This window comes from Halomonas sp. WWR20 (genome assembly GCF_054602495.1).
This window is the reverse complement of the sequence record NZ_JBTRHR010000001.1, coordinates 349,944-368,835: the sequence shown is the minus strand read 5'-3', so window position 1 is coordinate 368,835 and position 18,892 is coordinate 349,944. Positions and strand designations below refer to the sequence as shown.

Below are 18,892 nucleotides of genomic sequence, written 5' to 3'. Positions count from 1 at the left end.
GCGTTTCAGGACAACACATGTTAAATACCATTGTACGTAAACTGGTCGGCTCCAAGAACGACCGGGAAGTCAAGCGCATGGGGAAGCTCGTCAAGGACATCAATGCGCTCGAAGGCCAGTTCGAGGCGCTTGACGATGCCGCGCTGCAGGCCAAGACCGTAGAATTCCGCGAGCGTCTCGCGGCCGGGGAGGAACTGGACAAGCTCCTGTCCGAGGCCTTTGCCATGGTGCGCGAGGCCAGCAAGCGCGTGATGGGCATGCGCCATTTCGATGTACAGATGATCGGCGGCATGAGCCTGCACAAGGGGCGTATCGCCGAGATGAAGACCGGCGAGGGCAAGACGCTGGTGGCGACGCTGGCGGTCTATCTCAATGCGCTGCCCGGCAAGGGCGTGCATGTCGTCACGGTCAATGACTATCTAGCCCGCCGCGATGCCGAATGGATGCGTCCTCTGTATGAGTTCCTGGGGCTGACGGTAGGAGTGATTTACTCCGGGCAGACGCCATCCGAAAAACGTGAGGCCTATCGCTGCGATATCACCTACGGCACCAACAATGAGTACGGCTTCGATTATCTGCGCGATAACATGGCCTTCTCGATGGAGGAGAAGGTGCAGCGCGCGTTGCACTTCGCGATTGTCGACGAGGTCGACTCGATTCTCATCGACGAGGCGCGCACGCCACTGATCATTTCCGGGCCGGTAGAGGAAAACGTCAACCTGTACAAGGTGATCGATCGCCTGGCGGGCGAGTTGCAGCAGTGCACCGATGACGAAGATCCTTCCAGCGGCGATTTCACCCTCGACGAAAAGCAGAAGCAGGTCGAATTGACCGAGGAGGGACACCTCAAGGTCGAAGAGCTGATGCGCCGCGAAGGGCAGCTCGATGCCGAGGACTCGCTCTATGCGGCCCAGAACCTGGGGCTGTTGCAGCATATCCACTCTGCGCTGCGCGCCCGTTACCTCTACCATCGTGATGTCGACTATATCGTCAACAATGGCGAAGTGGTCATCGTCGACGAACACACCGGTCGCTCCATGCCGGGGCGGCGCTGGTCCGAAGGACTGCACCAGGCGGTGGAGGCCAAGGAAGGCGTAGCCATCCAGAAAGAGAGCCAGACCCTGGCCTCGACGACCTTCCAGAACTACTTCCGGCTGTATGAAAAGCTCTCCGGCATGACCGGGACCGCCGATACCGAGGCCTTCGAGTTCCGGCAGATCTATGGCTTGGACGTGGTGGTCATCCCCACCAACCGGCCGCTGGCGCGTCAGGACCAGAACGATCTGGTATATCTCTCCGCCGAAGAGAAATTCGAAGCGATCATCGAGGACGTCAAAGTCCAGCGCGAAGCCGGGCGGCCGATTCTGGTGGGCACCGCATCGATCGAAACCTCCGAATACCTGGCGCGACTGATGCGCGAGCAGCAGATACCGCATAGCGTCCTCAACGCCAAGCAACACCAGAGCGAAGCCGAGATCATCGCCCAGGCGGGGCGCCCCGGCGCGGTGACCATCGCCACCAACATGGCCGGCCGTGGTACCGACATCATGCTGGGCGGTAACTGGGAGGCGGAAGTCGCCAAGCTCGACGAGCCCAGCGAGGCTCAAGTCGAGGCCATCAAGGCCGAATGGCAGCAGAATCACGATGCGGTTCTGAAAGCCGGCGGGCTGCATGTGATCGGCTCCGAGCGCCACGAGTCGCGGCGTATCGACAATCAGCTACGTGGGCGTGCCGGACGCCAGGGCGATCCTGGTTCCACCCGTTTCTTCCTGTCGCTGGAAGACAATCTGATGCGCCTGTTCGGCTCCGATCGGGTGCAGCGACTGATGCAGGCGCTGGGGCTCGAGCGTGGCGAGGCGATCGAACACAAGATGGTATCCAACGCCGTCGAACGCGCCCAGAAGAAGGTCGAAGGCCGCAACTTCGACATCCGCAAGCAGCTCCTGGAATACGACGACGTAGCCAACGACCAGCGTCGTGTCATTTATGAACAGCGCGATGACATCCTGGCCGCCGATGACGTCTCGGACAATGTCTCCGGCATTCGCGAAGAGATGCTCGATCAGGCGATCAGCGAGTACGTGCCGCCGCAGAGCCTGGCGGAGCAATGGGATCTGGCGGGACTCGAGCAATATCTCAAGCAGGAGTTCAACCTGGAGGTGCCGCTGGTCCAGTGGGCCGAAGAGGATGAGCACTTCCACGAAGAAACCCTGCGTAACCGGCTTCAGGAGCGGCATCGCGAACTCTATGCCGCCAAGTTCGAGGCTGTCGGTCCCGATTTGATGCGCCGCTTCGAGAAGCAGGTCATGCTGCAGGTGCTCGACACCCGCTGGAAAGAGCATCTGCAGGCCATGGACCACCTGCGGCGCGGGATCCACCTGCGCGGTTACGCCCAGAAAAATCCCAAGCAGGAGTATAAGCGCGAGGCCTTCGAGCTTTTCCAGTCGCTGCTGACCAACATCAAGCACGACGTGACGCGTATTCTCAGTCATGTTCAGGTGCGTCGCCAGGAGGAAGTCGACGACCTGGAGCGTCAGCGGCGCGAGACGCTGGCGCGCGAGCAGGCTGCCAGCCAGACGCTGCACGAGGATACGGTGGCCACGGCACGTGAAGCCGCCGAAGGTACGGCGGACACCGGCGAGACTCCCGCTGCTGCTGCCAAGCCGACGCGCCGCGAAGGGCCCAAGGTGGGGCGCAACGACCCCTGCCCGTGCGGCTCGGGCAAGAAGTACAAGCAGTGCCACGGCAAACTGAACTGAGCTTGAACTGAACGTGGCGCAGTGCGCCCCAAGGAGAATGGGTTATGGCGGTGGGTGAGGCGTTCTTTCCGACGATGCCAGCCATCGAAGGTATTCGGCTGGGAACCGCGAAGGCGGGCATCAAGAAGCCCGGACGACGCGATGTCGTCGTCATCGAAATACCCGAGGGCGCGCGTGCGGCGGCAACCTTCACGCGCAATGCCTTCTGCGCCGCGCCGGTACACGTGGCGCGGCGCCATCTGGGCCAGGCGGCGCCACGTTATCTGCTGATCAATACGGGCAATGCCAATGCCGGTACCGGCGAGCAGGGCATGCGTGATGCCGAGGCCTGCTGTCAGGCGCTGGCGGCGTTGAGACACGTCGCTGCCGAGACGGTGTTGCCCTATTCCACCGGCGTGATCGGTGAACCGCTACCGGTCGAGCGTATCGCGGCGACGCTGCCTTCGGCGCTGGAGAGTCTCGATGCCGAGGGTTGGCGCGATGCCGCCGAGGGCATACTGACCACCGACACGCGGATCAAAGGCGCCAGCGTGACCTGCGAGATCGCCGGCGCAACGGTAACCATCAACGGCATCAGCAAGGGCTCGGGCATGATCAAGCCCAACATGGCGACCATGCTGGGCTTTGTGGCCACCGATGCGGATATCGAGCAGTCCCGGCTTGAGGACTTGCTGCGCGAGGCGGTGGAGGTTTCCTTCAACCGCATCACCGTGGATTCCGATACCTCGACCAACGACGCCTGTACACTGATCGCCACCGGCCGAGGGGTAAAGGTCCGCGGCGACGCCGACGAGGCGCGTTTTCTCGCAGCACTCACGCAAGTGTTGGTAGAATTGGCGCAGGCCATCATTCGCGATGGCGAAGGTGCCACCAAGTTCGTCACGCTTGACGTCAAGGGCGCCGGTAGCCAGCAGGAAGCGCTGGATGTCGCCTTTACCGTGGCGCACTCGCCGCTGGTCAAGACGGCGCTGTACGCCTCGGACGCCAACTGGGGGCGCATTCTGGCCGCCGTCGGGCGTGCGCCGGTCACGGCGCTGGACGTCTCGCGAATCGTGATCGACCTGGGTGACGTGCGTCTGGTCGAACATGGCGGACGCGCTTCAAGCTATACGGAAGAGGCGGGCAGTGCCGTCATGGCGGGTGAGGAAATTATCATCCGTATCGACCTGGGGCGCGGCGACGCCCAGGCGACCGTCTGGACATCCGATCTTTCGCACGACTACGTCTCGATCAATGCCGATTATCGGAGTTGATTCGAGGATGACGTGGCTGGTCGATCGCAGCTTGCTGGCGCTTGGCTGAAAGACGGCGAGCGTAGCCCTTTTCAGGCAGACCGTTAAAAGAGTTATCAAGGTGAAGACAGGCATGGTGAAGAGAAGGGTACACGTCGCGGCAGCCGCTATCGTCCGCAGCGATGGTCAGGTACTGATCGCGCGCCGTCCCTCGACCGTCGATCAGGGCGGGCTATGGGAGTTTCCGGGGGGCAAGTTAGCCCCCTACGAGACGGGATTCGAGGCGCTCAAGCGCGAACTGTACGAGGAACTGGGCATCCAGATCCAGCGTGCCCAGCCTTTGATCCGCGTGCATCATGAATATCCCGACAAGCATATCCTGCTGGACGTGTGGCAAGTGCACGACTTCACGGGTGAGCCTTTCGGGCGCGAAGGTCAGGCGGTGCGCTGGGTCAAGATCAAGGACCTGGTCAACTATCCCTTCCCGGCGGCCAACCTGCCCATTCTGCGGGCGGTGGCGCTTCCCCAGGAGTACCTGATCAGCGGCGAAGAGGCCGAGGATGCAGAGTTTCTGTCTCGCCTGGAGCGTGCCCTGGTCGAAGACGGCGTGCGTCTGGTGCAGCTGCGGGCCAAGTCACTCGACGAGACGGCTTACCTGTCACGTGCCGAGCGGGTCTTGGCGCTGTGTCACCAGCATGGCGCGCGGCTGATGCTCAACGGCGAGCCGACATTGCTGGAGCGGGTCGATGCCGACGGTATCCATCTGACCAGTGAACGGCTGATGCAGCTCGAGCGCCGCCCCATCGAGGAAAGCAAGTGGCTGTCCGCCTCGACTCATGACCGCTCTCAGCTCAATCAGGCGGCGATGATCGGGTGTGATTTCGTGACGCTGTCACCGCTCCGGGTCACGCCGACGCACCCCAATGCCGCGCCGCTGGGCTGGCATGATTTCCAGCAGCTGGTGGAAACGGCCGGCATGCCGGTCTTCGCCCTGGGGGGCATGACGCGTCACGATGCCGACCACGCCCGCGCTGTGGGCGCGCAGGGCATTGCCTCGATCCGCGATTTCTGGAAGTAGCCGGGCGCGAAACGCGGCCATTGATAAAACGCAAAGCCCGCATCACTGATGCGGGCTTTTTGCATGCATCTGGCACAGCTGCGGAGCAACGGCTGATCCGGGGAAGAGAGGCTTGCGTCTATTCTCGCGGACCGCGCTCCAGGCGGTCGATCAGCATATCCAGGTCGGCCTCGTCCATGGCCGGTTCCCCGGCGATACGGTGGGACTCGTCGGCCCAGGCGCCGAGATCGAGCAGGCGGCAGCGTTTGGAGCAGAAGGGCCGGTAGGGGTTATCGGTCGTCCACACGACCTTGGTGCGGCATTGTGGACAGGCCACTTCAAGCGGACGTTGGGAGTTGCGGGTCGTGTCGGTCATGTCGTGGTCAGAGATGTCCTGTCTGCGAAGGGTCGATAAGTTGACGGTAGAAGCGGTCGAGTTCGGCAACCTGTTCATGCAGTCGCTGGGGATCGCCTTGATTGTCGATGACATCGTCAGCCCGGGCAAGGCGTTCCTGACGCGACATCTGAGCGGCCACGATGGCCCGCGCCTGGGCTTCATCCACGTCATCGCGTGCGGCGGTACGCGCAATCTGCAGGACCTCGGGAACATCGATGACCAGCCGCCGATCCACTAGCGCCGCCTGGCCCGACTCGAACAGCAGCGGCGACACCAGCAGGCCATAAGGCGCGCTGGAAGCGCGAAGGGTGTCGAGATGTGCCTGCAGGCGCTGTCGGATGCGTGGATGTGTGACCGATTCCAGCCAGGATCGTTCGGCGGGATCGCCGAACACGATCTCGCGCAGCCGGCGCCGGTTGAGGCGCCCCTGCTCATCCAGAACTTCGCGACCATAGCGCTCAGCGATTTCCTCGAGCGCCGGCTCGCCGGGCTCGACGACTTCTCGGGCGACATGGTCTGCATCCACCCAAGGAATCCCCCGCTTGGCGAAAGCCTCGGCGACGGTGGTCTTGCCCGATGCGATGCCGCCTGTCACGCCGATGATTAGCGGTACGGTCATCCAATTCCTCCTAGCAGCCAGCTCTGGTAGGCCGCAATCAGCGGCTCGCCGCAGAGTAGCGTGATCCAGCCGGCGAAGGCCAGATACGGGCCGAACGGCATTGGCGCGCCACGCAGTCGAGGCATGGCGAGCTGCAGTGCGATACCCACCACCGCGCCCAGCCCGGCGGAGAGAATCAGCAGCAGCGGCAGCGACTGCCAGCCCAGCCAGGCCCCGAGGGCCGCGAGCAGCTTGAAATCGCCGTAGCCCATGCCCTCCTTGCCGGTGATCAGCTTGAACAGCCAGTAGAAGCTCCATAGCACCAGATACCCGGCCATCGCGCCCAGCACGGCACTTTCGAGCAGCAGCGGCTGGAAGAGCCATTGATAGAGCAGTCCGGCCCACAGCAGCGGCAGCGTCAACAGATCGGGCAGCAGCTGCAGACGAAAATCGATGACGGCCAGGGCGAGGAGTGTCAGGCAGGCGCCGAACAGTGCCAGGCTGGCCAGTGTCGGGCCGTGCAGGGCGACCACCGCGACGGCAAGAATGCCGCCGGCCAGCTCCACCAGTGGATATTGCGGACTGATGCGGGTCATGCAGCGTGCGCAGCGCCCGCGGCGCTTGAGCCAGCCCAGCAGGGGAACGTTGTCGTGCCAGGCGATGGGGGTGGCGCAGGCGGGACATTGCGAGGCGGGCAACAGCAGATTGAAGCGCGGCGACTCCTCGGCGGTCATTTCCAGCGCCTCGCGGGCTTCGGCCCGCCACTGGCGCATCAGCATTATCGGCAGGCGCGCGATGACCACGTTGAGAAAACTGCCCAGCACCAGGCCCAGCAAGAAGACCAGTGGCCACATCAGAAGCGGAGGAAGATCGGCTAGCAAAATAACACCTTGAATGGTCGGAAGCTGCAGTGGGCTTGGATAAGCCTAAATGGCGGAACCCATTTCGAATATCGGCAGATACATCGAGATCACCAGCCCGCCCACCAGCACACCCAGCACGACGATGATGAACGGTTCGAGCAGCGATGTCAGGGCGTCGACCTTGTTATCGACGTCCTCCTCGTAGAAGTCCGCCACCTTGTTGAGCATCGCATCCAGCGAGCCGGCTTCCTCGCCGATGCTGACCATCTGGATCGCCATGACCGGAAACTGACCCGCGTTGCGCATGGCAAAGTGCAACTGCTGGCCGCTGGAGACATCCTCACGGATACGCGTGATGGCGCGCTGATAGAGCCGATTGCCGGTAGCGCCGGCGGCGGTGTCCAGCGCCTCCACCAACGGTACCCCGGCGTTGAATGTCGTCGCCAGCGTGCGTGAAAAGCGTGCCACCGAGGACTTGTCGAGGATATCGCCGATCACCGGCAGGCGCAGCAACAACTGATCGATACGATAGGCAAAGCCCGGCGAACGCTTGATCCCCAGGCGGATCCCCAATATCACGGCGGCCAGCGCGCCTAAAGCGTACAGCCAGTACTGCTGGGCCAGCTCGGAGAGCGCAATGGTCATGCGCGTGAAGGCCGGCAGCTCGGCGCCGAAGCCCTGAAACAGGCTCTCGAATTGCGGGACCACCTTGATCAGCAGCAGGGCGGTCACGCCGATGCCCACCAAGACCACCGCCACCGGATAATAGAGTGCCTTGCGTACCCGCGCCTTGAGCGAGTCGATCTTCTCCTTGTAGGAGGCGACCCGCTCGAGCATGCGGTCCAGCGTGCCCGATTGCTCGCCGGCGGCGACCATGTTGACGAACATGCGATCGAAGTGCGCGGGATGCTGCGCGAGGGCTTCGGAAAAACTCGAGCCGGCGGCGACTTCGTTCATCAGCGTCTCCACCATATTGCGCATCGCCGGATTCTTGAGGCTCTCGGAGACCACGCCGAAGGCCTGCAGCACCGGCACCCCGGCGCGGATCATCGTCGCCATCTGGCGGGCGAACAGCGTGATGTCGCGAGGCTTGATCTTGCCCAGCCCGAACAGCCCGCTCTTGCGCTGGATGCGCTTGACGACGATCTGCTGACGGGCCAAGGTCTGGCGCACCTCCAGCTTGGTGGCGGCGACCAGTTCGCCGCTGACCAGCTCGCCGCGGGGGTTCTTGCCTTTCCATTTCCAACGATGAATCGTGACCCGCTTGGGGGCCTTTCGGCGTGCGCTACGCGTGGCCATGGCGTTCCTTGGAGTTCTAGCGAGACGTTACTCAGTCGATGGTAATCCGATTGATTTCCTCAAGGCTGGTCATGCCCTGAAGCACTTTCTGCAGACCGCTGCGGCGCAGGTCGGGGTGGCCCTCGCGACGGGCGGCCTCGGCGAGTTCCAGCGCGCCGCCCTCGGTCATGATCAGGCGGCTCATCGCTTCGCTGATCGGCACCACTTCGTAGATGCCCACGCGGCCCTTGTAACCCAGCGTGCAGTGGCTGCAGCCCACGGCGCTGAACAGTGTGGCGCTGGCCAGCTCCACCTCGCTGAAGCCTTCCTTGAGCAGCGCCTCCTGAGGAATGTCGGCGGGAGCCTTGCACTGTGGACACAGCTTGCGCGCCAGGCGCTGGGCGATGATCAGCGACACCGAACTGGCGATATTGAACGGCGCCACACCCATGTTGCGCAGACGGGTCAGGGTTTCCGCCGCCGAGTTGGTATGCAGCGTCGACAGCACCAGGTGGCCGGTCTGCGAGGCCTTGACGGCAATCTCGGCGGTTTCCAGGTCGCGAATCTCGCCGACCATCACCACATCCGGATCCTGGCGCAGGAAGGCACGCAAGGCGCTGGCAAAATCCAGGCCCACCTTGGGCTGTACATTGACCTGATTGACGCCCTCGACCTTGATTTCCACCGGATCTTCGGCGGTGGAAATGTTGCGCTCTGAGGTGTTGAGAATGTTCAGGCCGGTGTAAAGGGTGACCGTCTTGCCGCTGCCGGTAGGGCCGGTGACCAGGATCATGCCCTGGGGCTCGGCGAGGACCTTCAGAAACAGTGCCTTCTGTGCCGATGAAAAGCCCAATGCGTCGATGCCCAGGCGTGCCGAGGCGGGGTCGAGCAGACGCAGCACGATCTTCTCGCCGAACACGGTGGGCAGCGAGTTGACACGGAAATCGATCGAGCGGCTCTGTGTCAGGCGCAGCTTGATAGCGCCGTCCTGCGGCAGGCGCCGCTCGGAGATATCCAGGCGCGCCATGACCTTGAGACGCGCGGCGATGCGCGTACGCAGATTGAATGGCGGGCGGGCGACCTCGACCAGCATGCCGTCGATGCGCAGACGCACGCGATACGTCGACTCGTACGGCTCGAAATGGATATCCGAGGCGCCGCGCTTGATGGCGTCGAGCAGGATCTTCTGTACGAAGCGCACCACCGGGGCATCCTGATTGCCTGCGCCGAGGTCCTGATCTTCGAGTTCGATTTCTTCGTCGCTGGCGGATTCCAGCGCATCGAGCGCCTCGCTGACATCGCCGAGCTCATCGAGCAGGCCGTTGCCTTCGTTATGGGACAGATAGCGCTCGAGCATCGGCGTCAACTGCTCGACGCTGGCCAGCACCCCCTCGACGATAAGATCGGTGGAGAACTGCAACTCGTCGAGCCGGTTAAGCGTCGAGGGGTAGGGCACGGCGACGGTCAGGCGGTGGGTGTTGATCGCCAGCGGCAGTACGCCGAGCTTGCGCAGCAGCTTCTCCGACATCTCCTCCGAGGCGGGCAGCGCATCCAGACGCAGGGCATCGAGATCGACGAACGGCAGGCCATATTCGTAGGCTGCGGCCACAGTGGCTTCACGAGTCGGCGCCAAGCCATTGGTGATGACATGCTCGAGCAGGGAAATTTCCGCCAGTTGCGCCTCGTGCTGGGCCTGCTTCGCCGCCGCCGCATCCAACAGGCCTTCGCCCACCAGGCGCGCCGCCAACCCGCGTAGCGTGTCGTTGGCGGAAACGGTAGCTTCGGAAAGCGAATCGGACATGGGACTCCTGGGGTGTGTCTGGCCCGCTATCGGGGAGATTGAAAAAGGCCTGTCGGTGCCTGTACTGCGCGGCGGCGAATGGCGCGCCGGCTATCTTAGCGCATGAGGCGCCTCCCGCGGGAGGATGAGCCTCTCTCTAACGATTATCGACGCAGCCTAAGCAAACTGTAATGCATTATTACGAGGTATTGTTGCGTTATGTTGTGTAATTTTGTGAGTGCTATTGATACGATCTGTTGGGGCCGCTGCGCTACGCCGTTGACAGACGTGGCAGTACGGCAGGCGCGGGTAGGCCACCGGGGCGGGCAGACCTGAACCGACAGGCTGTTGGCCTGAAAAACAGGCAAAACCGGGCGTCAGGGTGAAATAGGCGGGGTTGCGATGGGCTAACCGACGAATTGGCGCAACGCGAAGGTGGTAGTTTTTTGGCACCGAAGCTCTGGCTGAAAAACCGGCGAGCGATGCTCAGACAAGGCAAAAATCAGCGAGAAAGCGGAGCTTACTGACGTAAATGAGTATTTTGAGCTGATTTTTAACACCGTATGAGTGAGCGCAGCCATTTTTCGGACAGGGCTTAACAGTGGGCCGGCAAATGCCGGCAGGCAATGAACGACACGGCAGGCATTTCAAGGGAAGGTAACATGGCACGTAGACAGAGCGGTTTTACGCTGATTGAACTCATGATCGTGGTGGCGATTATCGGTATTCTCGCTGCCATCGCGATTCCGCAATATCAGAATTATGTGGCGCGTTCACAAGTTACCGAAGCAATAAATTTAATGGGGGGGATTAAGACAGGCGTTGAGGAGTACGTCGCCCAAACAGGTGCATTCCCAGATGGGTCTACAACTGGACAGCGCGCAATTGATTTAGGCGGCAACACGAGTTCTGCAGGTGCAGGGTCTGCACTAGGCCAATATGTGAAAGAAATAAAATTCTTCTCAGGAACAGGAGGCGCCGGTTGTATCATGGCTACCATGAATGCAACTGAGGTTTCATCTGGCCTGGAAAGCAAAGTTCTGACCATGTATAGAAATGGAGCTGGTCGGTGGGCCGCTGGTGCTAACGGTACAACGATACCGCAACAGTACTTGTCCACTGCTTTTCAGGGTAATACTGGCGAAGGTACCTGCTCTTAATATCTAACTCAATCTTGAGCGCGGCATCTCGCCGCGCTCAAATTTTTCAATAAAGCGCCTTCTCCTCATCCACCACTTCCTTCAACACTTCCAGAAACAGCCGATCGGCATCGGAGTGCTCTTCCGGCGATTCGGGAATGTGCACGCTGGTGGTGTCGGAAATCTCGTTGGCGATCCGCGCCATGATCTCCTGGCTATTGCCCGTGCTCTCCCCATGCTCGCCATAGTGGCGTCGCGCCACGGTGAGCGACTGTTCGAGAATCTGCGGGTCCTGCAAGAGTTTCTTGATGAAGCCGCGTAGTTCGCTGATAGCACGGCTTTTCTGCATTTCAGAGGCGGAACTCATGGGTATCTCCCTACGGTCTGACTGAAAAGTGTCTGCGCTTGCTGATACGGCGTTGAAAAAAGCTTCAAGGTGCTCATTTACCCCATGTAAACTCCGCTCTTTCAGCTTTTTTCATCTTGTCTCAGCTTCGCTCGTCGACTTTCAGCCAAGACCTCTCTTGTGACTGAAAGCGCTTTGAAGCGGAAGTTAGCACAGCTGGCGGCGCGCGACACACTGCGCACAGCCTGTTGTGGGTTTTGTCGTCCACTACGATTTTAGGCTTGGCGGCAGTCGCGTCGCGCAAGAACGCGCGGTTGGCGTGTCTGTCAGCGTCGTTGGCCGGCCGGGCCTTTCCAGACATGCAACTCGCCCAGCCAGTCGAGGTCGCGGGCGCGCTGGCGTAGCTCCTTGGCGAGGACCTCGAGGGGGGCATGATTGACGTGCTCGGGAACGTACAGCACGACTTCGACAAGGTCGTCGAGGTAGTGCAGATCGACCGCCAGGCGGTGCTGCCAGGCGGGCAGGACATGCCAGCGCTGATCGAGTGCCGCCTCGACATCGGCACGCAGCGGCAGGGCGGGCAAGGTGGTGGCGTCGCCCAGATGCGAGTCGTCCTGCGGGTCGATATGCACGATGATATCGCTTAAGTCGGCATAGCTTAACCGCAGCTGCCGAGACACCTCGTTGCCGATTTCGTGGCCTTCGGAGACTGTCAGTCGGGGGGCGACCAGCAAGTGGAGATCGAGCATGACGTTGCCGGCCACGGTGCGCGTGCGCAAGCTGTGCAGCCCGCACACCCCCGGCGCGCCGAGCACGGTCTCGCGCATCTCCTGCAGGCGCTGTTCGGGCAGGGCGGTATCGACCAGCTCCTGGCTGGCTTCCCATAGCAGGTCCCAGCCGATCTTGCCGACCATCACGCCGACCGTCAGCGCGGCGACGGCATCCAGCCAGCCCAGGCCGAACTGGGCACCGATAAGCCCGACCAGCACCACCGCGGTGGACAACGCATCGCTGCGCGAGTGCCAGGCATTGGCTTCGAGCAGCTTCGAGCCGACCCGCTGGGCGACGCGCAGCGTGAAGCGAAATATCCACTCCTTGGCGAGTAGCGCCACCCCGGCGAGGGCGATGGCCCACAGGCCGGGTTGCGAAATCGGCACGCCCTCGATCAGTCGCGACACGCTGTCCCAGGCGATGGCGCCGGCGACGAATATCAGCACGCTGCCCAGCAACAGTGTGGCCAGCGTCTCGATGCGGCCGTGACCGTAGGGGTGGTTGGAGTCGGGGGCCTGGCGGCCATAATGCATGGCGGCCAGCACGAAGCCGTCGGTGACCAGGTCGGAAAAGGAGTGCACGCCGTCGGCGATCAAGGCGCTTGAACCGACCACGCCTCCCACTACCATCTTGGACACGCCCAGCAGCGTATCCAGCGCTGCGCCGATCAGCGTGACGCGGTGCGCCTCGCGAGTCATCTGCGCATCGTTATCGCTGCCGACGCTGGCCGGTGAAGAGGAATCGGGGGGTCGCGCCATGTTAAATCTCGTCGGAGCGGAAAGAGAACCACATCGTTTGCCGTACATGATAAGGATGTGCTCGCGTTACCGCTGATTCAAGAGCGCCGTAACGCTTGTGCGGCAGACCATTCGGCGTTTTTGCGTCACGCCCCGCAGCGACCACGGCTATCGGGGGTGGCGTTCGGCGTGGTGCAAAGGCGTGAATCGAGGGGCCATGCCGACGGAGGCCCATCGGCACGGCCCCCGTTCCGGTCATTCCTTTAGGCGACCCGCGCGGTTGAGCACGGGGTTGGCATATTGTGCCAGCCACCAGTCGCGCAAGTGCTCGGGGACGCTCGCCAGACGCGCATTGAAGCGTGTGCGATCGGCCTCGCGCACCTGACTGAGATCGACGAGATCCGGCGCCAGGCCGCTGGCCTGCAATGCCAGGTGGTGACTGGGGAACTGGTGGTAGTGCTCTAGCACCTGGCGGTCGATCTCCCGGGCGGCGGCCTCGGGGGTATCGCAGTCGACGCCCAGCGGGGAGCCGAACACCAGCTTGACGCGGCCCTTTTGTCCGGTGATGCCGGCGACGATGGAGCGGATGTCCTCGAATTCCACTTTCTCGTAGCGGCCTTCGGCGTGTATGGCATGCAACTCCTGCGCCTTGTACAGGTCGCAGGGATCGTATTCGTAGCTGATCGACACCGGGACCAGCTTGAGCTCGGCGATGGCATGGCCGAAGTCGGTATTCTTGTCCGCCATGCGCCGCGCCATGGTCAGCATCTTGATGATCGCCGGATCGGAGTGATCGATGCCGTTCTTGGCGCGGCCCTCGCGCTGGGCCAGCCACACCGAGTGGTTGTCCTCGACGATGGAGTGGCGGATATAGCCCGACAGCGCCTGGTAGGCGGCGAGCATGGCGCGCTTGCCCTTGGCCGAGCGCGGTACGATGAAGCTCTTGTTGAGCCGCATCAGGTCGGTGACGAAGGGTTTCTGCAGCAGGTTATCGCCGATGGCGATGCGCACGGTGTCGCGCCCCTGTTGATACAGCGCGTAATTGACGAAGGCCGGGTCGAGCGCGATGTCGCGATGATTGCCGATGAACAGATAGGCCTGGCCGGGATCGAGCTTGTCCAGCCCCTCGACCTCGAAGGTGTCGGTGGTCGTGTTGATCATCCTCACCATGTACTTGGCGATACGCTGCTGGAAGGTCTGCACGCTGTCGACGCCGCGCATTTCGCGCTGCAGGCCGAAACTGGCCAGCGCACGTGCCACGGGCGGCGCGAAGCGCGCCAGTCGCGGCAGGCGAAAGCGGGTAATCGCGTCGAGCAGCTCGTCATCATGCGCAAGACGCGAGAGTACCGCGGCGACTTCGTCGTCGTGGTAGGGGCGGATACTGGCAAACGGGTCCTGAGGCGGCGCTGATGTCTGTGGTTGTGTCATGATGTCGGCAGGGCCGAGTCGGCTTCACCGCCCAGCCAGTCGATGAGTTGTTCGATGAACTCCGCGAGAACATGGGTCATGAGCGCGAAGTCGGTTTCCAGGCGTAGCGCGGGGTCGTCGCCGTCATCGCTCTGACTGGCTTCGTCGAGCACGGCATCGGCAAAGCGCAGCGACTTGAGGGCCAGATCGTCGTGCAGCACCAGACTGAGCTGACCTTCGATCTCCAGCGCCAGTCGGCTGGCCTGACGCCCGCCTTCGAGCACGGTCTGGATCTCGTCGCTGTCGAGGTCGACCTGGCGGGCGCGCAGCACGCCCTCGTCGCCGGCGGGCGCCTTGAGTTCGACCTGATCCCCCAGCGTCATGGCGGGCGGGCGTTTGCCGGGGTCACGCAACCATTCGGTCATGGCGCGGGTGGGCAGCGTCTTGCTGGCCAGCGGTGTGACCTTGAGGCTACCCAACGTCTGGCGCAGCAGATCGAGAATATCCTCGGCGCGCTTGCGGCTCGAGGCATTGACGGCGATCAGCTGGCGCCGCGTGTCCCACCATACGTCGACGCGCTGGGTGCGGGTGAAGGCGCGCGGCAGAAACTCCTCGATGACCTGCTCCTTGAGGGCCTGGCGCTCGCGGCGGCGTAGCGGACGGCCTTCGGCGGTCTCGCGTTCGGCGGCGCGCTCCTCGACTTCCTCGTTGACCACCGAACCGGGCAGCAGGCGCTCCTGGCGCAGCGCGGAAAGCAGGCGCTGGCCCTGGATTTCATGGGCGCGCTGCTGGCTGCCGCGTCCGGCGGGGGCATGCCAGCCGAGGCGTTTGGCTTCCGTCGGGCCGACGGGCCGAAAGGCGTACTCGGCCAGGGCATCCTCCAGGACGTCAAGGTCGAGGGTCGCGGCGTCGTGTAATCGATACAGATGTAAATGCTTGAACCACATGGTCCCGTCCCGTCCGAAAGGAGGCACATTATGGCGAAACGGGGATCACCATGCCACTGTCGTGGAATCTCACGTGGTATGTGATCCGAGAAATAGCTACTTTAGCGCTTTCTGTTGGGTCGGCGGCGGCGCTAGAATCAAGCGGTGTACGCAAATATCTGCATGGCCATTCATAACGAACAACGATACGACAAGGAAGGGTATGGATCACCGCATCAGTCGCTCCGTCATCCGGGTGCGTGGCTTTCATCTCGACGGCTACGCTCATGTCAACAACGCGCGGTATCTGGAATTTCTCGAGGAGGGGCGCTGGGCCTATTTCGAGGACATGTTCGATCTGGCTGCCTTGTTCAACGAGGGACTGGCGGTGGTGGCCACCAATCTCAATATCAATTACCGCCGGGCGGCGGTGATGAACGACGAGTTGGAGATCTTCACCTCGCTGTCGCAGCTCAAGCACCGCAGCGCGGTGATGCATCAGGACATCCGTCATGCCGTTACCGGCAAGCGTATCGCCGATGCCGATTTCACCTTCTTGCTGGTCGATACGCATACGGGGCGTGCCATGGCCATCGAAAATGACCTGCTCGACAAGCTGCGGCCACTGGTGGTCGAGGCCTCGCCCCAGCCTTTGAAAGCCATGACGCAATGATGTGAGAGTCGCGCTCTGCGCCTGCCGCATTGGCCTGCAAAATGGTATCATGACGTGATCCGGAGCCGCCCTACGCGGCTCCGTTCACGAAGCTTCATTAAATGCTGTGATGACCATCGCCAGATGGGATGCGCGGTGCTAAGGATTTGACGACCCATGGGTGAGATCGCCAGAGAGATTCTGCCAGTCAACATCGAGGACGAACTCAAACAGTCGTATCTCGATTATGCCATGAGCGTAATTATCGGCCGTGCGCTGCCGGATGTACGTGACGGGCTTAAGCCGGTGCACCGGCGTGTACTTTACGCCATGCACGAGTTGAGCAACGACTGGAACAAGCCCTACAAGAAATCGGCGCGTGTGGTTGGCGATGTGATCGGTAAGTATCACCCGCACGGCGACAGCGCGGTATACGACACCATCGTGCGCATGGCCCAGAACTTTTCCATGCGTTACGTGCTGGTCGATGGGCAGGGCAACTTCGGCTCGATCGATGGCGATAGTGCCGCGGCGATGCGTTATACCGAGATTCGTATGGCCCGGCTCTCGCATGAGCTACTGGCGGACCTCGAGAAGGATACCGTCGATTGGGTCGACAACTACGATGGCACGGAACGTATCCCCGACGTGCTGCCGACCAAGGTGCCCAATCTGCTGGTCAACGGTTCCTCGGGTATCGCGGTGGGCATGGCGACCAATATCCCGCCGCACAACATGCGCGAAGTCATTAACGGCTGTCTGGCGCTGCTGGGCGATTACACGCTGAGCATCGATGAGTTGATGGAACACATCCCCGGGCCGGATTTCCCCACGGCGGGCATCATCAACGGTCGCGCCGGCATCCTCGATGCCTATCGCACCGGACGCGGGCGTATTTACGTGCGCGCGCGCCATACCATCGAGCACGACGACAAGACCGGTCGCGACCACATCATCGTTACCGAGCTGCCGTATCAGGTGAACAAGGCGCGGCTGATCGAGAAGATCGCCGAGCTGGTCAAGGAAAAGCGCGTCGAGGGCATCGCCGAGCTGCGTGACGAGTCCGACAAGGATGGCTTGCGGGTGGTCATCGAGGTCAAGCGCGGCGAGAGTGGCGAGGTGGTGGTCAACAACCTGTTCGCCCAGACCCAGCTGGAAAACGTATTCGGCATCAACATGGTGGCGCTGGACAACGGTCAGCCGAAGACGCTCAACCTCAAGGAGATGCTCGAAGCTTTCGTGCGCCACCGCCGCGAAGTGGTGACCCGGCGCACTCTGTACGAACTGCGCAAGGCGCGCGAGCGCGGGCATATTCTGGAAGGCCTGGCGGTGGCCATTTCCAACATCGACGAGGTGATCGCGCTGATCAAGGCCTCGCCCTCCGCCGCCGAGGCCAAGGAGAAGCTGATCGCCCAGGCCTGGCAGCCGGGGCAGGTGACCGGCATGCTCGAGCGCGCCGGGACCACGTCCTGCAAGCCTGAGGATCTCGAAGAGGGCTTCGGGCTGTCCGACGATCAACGCGAGTACCGATTGTCTCCGGCGCAGGCGCAGTCGATTCTCGAGTTGCGTCTGCATCGCCTGACCGGGCTGGAAACCGAGAAGCTGCTCGACGAGTATCTGGGCATCCTGGGGCGTATCGCCGAGCTGTCGCATATCCTCGCCTCGCCGGATCGGCTGCTCGAGGTCATCCGCGAAGAGCTGATCGCGATTCGCGACCAGTACGGCGACGAGCGCCGGTCGGTGATTCAGACCAGCCGGCTCGATCTGACCATCGAGGACCTCATCAACGAGGAGGACATGGTGGTCACCGTGTCGCGCAGCGGCTATGCCAAGACACAGCCGCTATCCGACTACCAGGCCCAGCGGCGTGGCGGACGTGGCAAGTCGGCGACCAGCATGAAGGACGAGGATGTCATCGAGCACCTGCTGGTCGCCTCGACCCACGATACCGTGCTGCTGTTTTCCAACCGCGGCAAGGTGTACTGGCTGAAAGTCTACGAAATGCCCAATGCCAGCCGCGGCTCGCGGGGCAAGCCGCTGGTCAATCTGCTGCCGCTGGACGACGGCGAGGCGATCAGCACGATCCTGCCGGTGCGTGAGTACCGCGAGGACAGCTACATCTTCTTTGCCACCGCCAAGGGCACCGTCAAGCGCACCTCGCTGGATCAGTTCTCGCGGCCGCGCAGCGTGGGGTTGATCGCGCTGGATCTGGAGGAGGGCGACCGCCTGGTGGGCGCGGCGATTACCAGCGGCGACGATCATGTCATGATGCTCTCGTCCAACGGCAAGGCCATTCGCTTCGAGGAGCGCAATGTGCGCTCCATGGGCCGCACCGCGCGCGGGGTGCGTGGCATGCGCCTGCTCGGCGACGCCGAAGTGATCAGCCTTATCATTCCGCAGACCACGGTGATCGACGAGAACGCCGATCTCGACAGCGACGGCGAGACGCTTGACGCAGGCGGCGCGGCGCCGGGGGATGACGAGCAGATCTATATCCTGACGGCTTCGGAGAACGGCTATGGCAAGCGCACGCGGCTCGCGGAGTTCCCGCTGCGCGGGCGCGGCGGGCAGGGCGTGATCGCCATGCAGGCCAGTGAGCGCAACGGGGCGCTGGTAGCGGCCATGCAGGTTCGCGACAGCGACGAGATGATGCTGATCACCGACAAGGGCACGCTGGTACGCACCCGGGTCAGCGAAGTCTCGATCAGTTCGCGCAACACCCAGGGCGTGACCTTGATTCGCACCGGCGAGGGCGAGCATCTGGTCTCCACCGTGCGCGTCGATGAACCGGGTGAAGAGGTGCCGGACGACGATGCGACGCTGGACGTCGGCGTGCCCGGCGAGGCCCGGGACGTGACCAACCAGGGTGTCATGACGCCTATCGACGATGAGGCTGGCGCGCCGACCGGTGATACGCCGGATACCGAGGAATGATCCACCACGACCGCAG

Annotated in this window: 15 protein-coding genes; 6 read left to right on the top strand and 9 right to left on the bottom strand. The window is 62.5% G+C overall.

Annotated elements, in window-relative coordinates; genetic code table 11:
- Positions 1 to 17: 17 nt before the first annotated feature.
- The 3 genes from secA (at position 18) to ACW4DH_RS01685 (ending at position 5,069) form a co-directional block, all read left to right on the top strand.
- Positions 18 to 2,759 carry a preprotein translocase subunit SecA gene (gene secA, locus ACW4DH_RS01695; RefSeq protein ID WP_459634614.1) on the top strand — a complete coding sequence of 914 codons (2,742 nt, stop codon included), beginning with the start codon at positions 18 to 20 and terminating at the stop codon, positions 2,757 to 2,759.
- Between the two features lie 44 nt (positions 2,760 to 2,803).
- Positions 2,804 to 4,012, top strand: a complete 1,209-nt coding sequence (argJ, locus tag ACW4DH_RS01690; RefSeq protein ID WP_459634613.1) for a bifunctional glutamate N-acetyltransferase/amino-acid acetyltransferase ArgJ — start codon at positions 2,804 to 2,806, stop codon at positions 4,010 to 4,012.
- A 112-nt stretch (positions 4,013 to 4,124) separates the two neighbouring features.
- Positions 4,125 to 5,069 carry a Nudix family hydrolase gene (locus ACW4DH_RS01685; protein WP_459634612.1) on the top strand — a complete coding sequence of 315 codons (945 nt, stop codon included), beginning with the start codon at positions 4,125 to 4,127 and terminating at the stop codon, positions 5,067 to 5,069.
- A gap of 118 nt (positions 5,070 to 5,187) precedes the next feature.
- On the opposite strand, the gene yacG is transcribed toward ACW4DH_RS01685, so the two are convergent.
- From yacG to pilB, 5 genes are all read right to left on the bottom strand, one after another.
- Complete coding sequence (yacG, locus tag ACW4DH_RS01680) at positions 5,188 to 5,424, bottom strand: DNA gyrase inhibitor YacG (protein ID WP_459634611.1); 237 nt, start codon at positions 5,422 to 5,424, stop codon at positions 5,188 to 5,190.
- 7 nt (positions 5,425 to 5,431) lie between these two features.
- Positions 5,432 to 6,064 carry a dephospho-CoA kinase gene (gene coaE / locus ACW4DH_RS01675; protein WP_459634610.1) on the bottom strand — a complete coding sequence of 211 codons (633 nt, stop codon included), beginning with the start codon at positions 6,062 to 6,064 and terminating at the stop codon, positions 5,432 to 5,434.
- A complete protein-coding gene (locus tag ACW4DH_RS01670; protein ID WP_459634923.1) occupies positions 6,061 to 6,897 on the bottom strand; it encodes a prepilin peptidase in 837 nt (278 codons plus the stop codon). The genes coaE and ACW4DH_RS01670 overlap by 4 nt, the downstream gene beginning before the upstream one ends.
- Positions 6,898 to 6,969: 72 nt before the next feature.
- The gene (locus ACW4DH_RS01665; RefSeq protein WP_459634609.1) at positions 6,970 to 8,205 is read right to left on the bottom strand and encodes a type II secretion system F family protein; all 1,236 of its coding nucleotides are present in this window, start codon (positions 8,203 to 8,205) and stop codon (positions 6,970 to 6,972) included.
- Positions 8,206 to 8,236: 31 nt separating this feature from the next.
- Positions 8,237 to 9,985: a type IV-A pilus assembly ATPase PilB gene (gene pilB, locus ACW4DH_RS01660; protein WP_459634608.1), complete on the bottom strand. Its 1,749-nt coding sequence runs from the start codon at positions 9,983 to 9,985 to the stop codon at positions 8,237 to 8,239.
- Positions 9,986 to 10,626: 641 nt separating this feature from the next.
- Here pilB and ACW4DH_RS01655 point away from each other — a divergent pair.
- Positions 10,627 to 11,124 carry a pilin gene (locus ACW4DH_RS01655; RefSeq protein WP_459634607.1) on the top strand — a complete coding sequence of 166 codons (498 nt, stop codon included), beginning with the start codon at positions 10,627 to 10,629 and terminating at the stop codon, positions 11,122 to 11,124.
- 46 nt (positions 11,125 to 11,170) lie between these two features.
- Here ACW4DH_RS01655 and ACW4DH_RS01650 read toward each other — a convergent pair whose 3' ends face one another.
- The 4 genes from ACW4DH_RS01650 to ACW4DH_RS01635 all read right to left on the bottom strand — a co-directional run bounded on the left by ACW4DH_RS01650 (position 11,171) and on the right by ACW4DH_RS01635 (position 15,311).
- The gene (locus tag ACW4DH_RS01650) at positions 11,171 to 11,470 is read right to left on the bottom strand and encodes a hypothetical protein (protein WP_459634606.1); all 300 of its coding nucleotides are present in this window, start codon (positions 11,468 to 11,470) and stop codon (positions 11,171 to 11,173) included.
- Between the two features lie 305 nt (positions 11,471 to 11,775).
- On the bottom strand, positions 11,776 to 12,978 hold the full coding sequence (locus ACW4DH_RS01645; RefSeq protein WP_459634605.1) for a cation diffusion facilitator family transporter: 1,203 nt from the start codon (positions 12,976 to 12,978) through the stop codon (positions 11,776 to 11,778).
- 234 nt (positions 12,979 to 13,212) lie between these two features.
- The gene (locus tag ACW4DH_RS01640; RefSeq protein WP_459634604.1) at positions 13,213 to 14,385 is read right to left on the bottom strand and encodes a 1-acyl-sn-glycerol-3-phosphate acyltransferase; all 1,173 of its coding nucleotides are present in this window, start codon (positions 14,383 to 14,385) and stop codon (positions 13,213 to 13,215) included.
- Positions 14,382 to 15,311, bottom strand: a complete 930-nt coding sequence (locus tag ACW4DH_RS01635) for a recombination-associated protein RdgC (RefSeq protein WP_459634603.1) — start codon at positions 15,309 to 15,311, stop codon at positions 14,382 to 14,384. The genes ACW4DH_RS01640 and ACW4DH_RS01635 overlap by 4 nt, the downstream gene beginning before the upstream one ends.
- A 202-nt stretch (positions 15,312 to 15,513) precedes the next feature.
- Between ACW4DH_RS01635 and ACW4DH_RS01630 the strand changes: the two genes are divergently transcribed.
- A complete protein-coding gene (locus ACW4DH_RS01630) occupies positions 15,514 to 15,963 on the top strand; it encodes an acyl-CoA thioesterase (RefSeq protein WP_459634602.1) in 450 nt (149 codons plus the stop codon).
- 156 nt (positions 15,964 to 16,119) lie between these two features.
- The gene (gyrA, locus tag ACW4DH_RS01625) at positions 16,120 to 18,876 is read left to right on the top strand and encodes a DNA gyrase subunit A (RefSeq protein ID WP_459634601.1); all 2,757 of its coding nucleotides are present in this window, start codon (positions 16,120 to 16,122) and stop codon (positions 18,874 to 18,876) included.
- Positions 18,877 to 18,892 lie beyond the last annotated feature (16 nt).